Origin of the sequence: Bartonella grahamii ATCC 700132, assembly GCF_000518085.1 — a bacterium.
Classification (GTDB): domain Bacteria; phylum Pseudomonadota; class Alphaproteobacteria; order Rhizobiales; family Rhizobiaceae; genus Bartonella; species Bartonella grahamii.
The window spans coordinates 1-2,765 of the sequence record NZ_JACX01000050.1 but is presented as its reverse complement, the minus strand read 5'-3'; the positions used below and the strand labels follow the sequence as shown (position 1 = coordinate 2,765).

Genomic DNA, 2,765 nt, shown 5'->3' with positions numbered 1-2,765 from the left:
CGGTGTAAAGTAAGACCATCAAAAGTGAATTTTTCATTGGTAAATTCGTATTTTTTTGCAGGCTCTTGTTGATTAACAGAGGCGGTTTCATTTGCAATATTAGAGATAACGGGGGTGGTTTTTGAGATATTTGTCATAATTAAATCCTACATGTTTATAATTTTGAATTAACACCCTATAAGGATGCCGGGCGCTCAAAACACGGCATGTAGTCCGTTGTTACGCTTTTCCCATAAAAAGGGTATTGTATAGCGTAACTACACCCGACAAAATCACTATATATGCTAACAAAAGCATAAAAGATAGTCAGTTTTTAATAGGATTAGGTTTATCGTAACCTCTTCGCTACATGTTTAGTGTTTTGATCACTTGATTATTTATATAATAAAATACGTATTTATTGTCAATTAATATTTTATCTTTTTTGATATTTTTTATGTTTTTTAAATTCATTATGTATAAATATTTATCATGTTCTTATCAATTTCTTCTTTTATATTTATATGCTTTTAAAGCTATATTATTGGCTTTATGAAACGATTGCGTTATTTTCTGAATTTATACATTTATAATATTTAGAAACGCTCTCATAATGCGTGTTTTTATCTTTATAACCTATCATTTTTTTACTAAATGAATTTTAAATTTTTTGTGAATTTTGTTTATAATACATTTGCAACTTAACAACCTTAATAAGCACTGCGCTCTTATAACCAGCGCATTCATTTGCATTATGGTTATAAAACCTTGCTGTTTTTATGCATTCTTTATAGCCATGGCATCATTTTTCATTTTCATAAGAGAAACGATAAACATGATGATTGTGATTTATTGCTTGTTATGAAAACATCTAAAGAGAGACTGATAATTATAGAGATTAACAAAATCCTTTTTAATAGACCTGTGTCAGTTTTGTCAGTTCTTTTTAGACCCTAGATCATTTTTTTAAATGAGAAAAAATAAAAAACAATATATTTCAATATGTTAACTTTTATCAATTTTTCAAAATACAACTTATTAAAACAACCATAACAAATAAATACAACTGTAAATATATATTTGTCAGTTTGTGTCAGTACATTGAATCGACAAAAGTGATCATTTAGTGAATGATTAAAACATGTCTTATGAGAGTATGTGATCTTTTAAAGCCTTTCAAAAGAAAGGGATTATAATCATAATAAATGTTATCAAGATCCTTATGGTTGTTAGTTTTGGAGGTTTAGGGGGGTGCTTCTTATACGTATTATTTTATTTTTTATCCAAAATAAAAGTTTATTATATTTCAAGTGGTTAATTTTATCAATTTTTCAAAAAACAATCTATATCAAAATACAACCTATAAATTCAACTAATGCTATATGTTTTGTAGGGTTTTTGGGGAGTAAACACCTTCAAAGCCTATAAGCAAAATGAATATACATAACTCTCTTTAAACAAAGCTTTTGAAAACAATAAAGCTATCATTTTAGATTACGGTATAATCTTTTAAAGGCAATCCAAATAAGAGTATCTAAAAGTGCAAATGATTTCTTTTTAGAATAACGCATATAAGCACTCTTTTTAAAGATTGTATCTAATCAACTTAACAAGAGAGGTATAGATTATGGTTATAAGACTCTATACCCCTTGTGAGTTTAGCAAGCCAAGTCTATTCAGTTTCTCTAATTTCTAATTTTGGTAAGTTTTTAACGATTTTCATTGTTTCTAAGCTTACGGTAATAACCCTTTGAAACAAATCCAATGGATAAGCAGGGTTGCCAATGGTTTCAACAGCATAACGATTGGCATCATTAACAATGCCACTCTTTTTATCTGTCTTAACGCATTGACGCCCCATAACCCATTCAAGAGCAGGTTTGCCATTGACGATATACGCATAAGCGTCAAGAGGGATATCTGTTATTGTGATATTGTTATTATAAATAACAGTTGATTTATCCTTTTCCTTACTATTCTTAATTTTTGCGAATTTCATTTCAGTCACATAATAAAACTTTTCTGGATTATAGATCTCTGTTTGTTTTGGATTACCCTTTTTAAAGGTCACTGGATAAGGTTCTACAGTTTCATAATTCACGTGCAAATGACCCAGTTCACGTCCTGTTACAATAGAGCTCCGTTTTCGTATAAGGGGTTTAATTCTCTTCAAAAGAATTAAAACGAAGCTTATTAAATCCATTTTGAACGAATTAAGAAAAAATGCAAAAAAAATGCGAAAAAAGCAGATAATTTTTTCAAAAGGTTTTTTAAATGCTGCTTATCCACAGCCCATGAAAAGGGGGCAGATCAGCAAAATAGTGAAATCTGCTATTCGTTTTATGAAAAAAAGACAAATGCACTATGTGCTTTAAAATATCAGAATGAGTATTTTGAAGAATTTTATTGCGAATTTTGCTTATAGGTTTTGAAGGTTTCTCAAACCTTCAAAACCATTCAAAACTCATAGATAAGGCGTTCTTTTGAGATTCACTCTATGAATGCAAGGGGATATGGTTGAGGAAATTTATCTTTTATATTTATGGGGATATTGATGTATTAAGCATTGACGGGCTAAACAGTTTTGTTTAAAGGTTTCTTTACATAAATGTGGGGGAGAAATCTTCAGCAATTAAAATAAAGCGTTTTTTGTAAAATAGAGCAGTTTTTGGGTGCCCCTTTTCTTTGGTCACAGAGGCATGTGCTTTTGTTAAAAGCGTTATAGGGCAGTGGCTGTTTTGAGTGGACTTGTTAGAGGTTCATGAAGTTCTTTTAAACAATGCTTC

1 pseudogene is annotated in these 2,765 nt (G+C 29.7%); it reads right to left on the bottom strand.

From position 1 onward, the window contains the following. Positions 1 to 1,651: 1,651 nt before the first annotated feature. A pseudogene (locus tag U736_RS11300) lies at positions 1,652 to 2,113 on the bottom strand (type ISP restriction/modification enzyme); the annotation flags it as partial. Positions 2,114 to 2,765 lie beyond the last annotated feature (652 nt).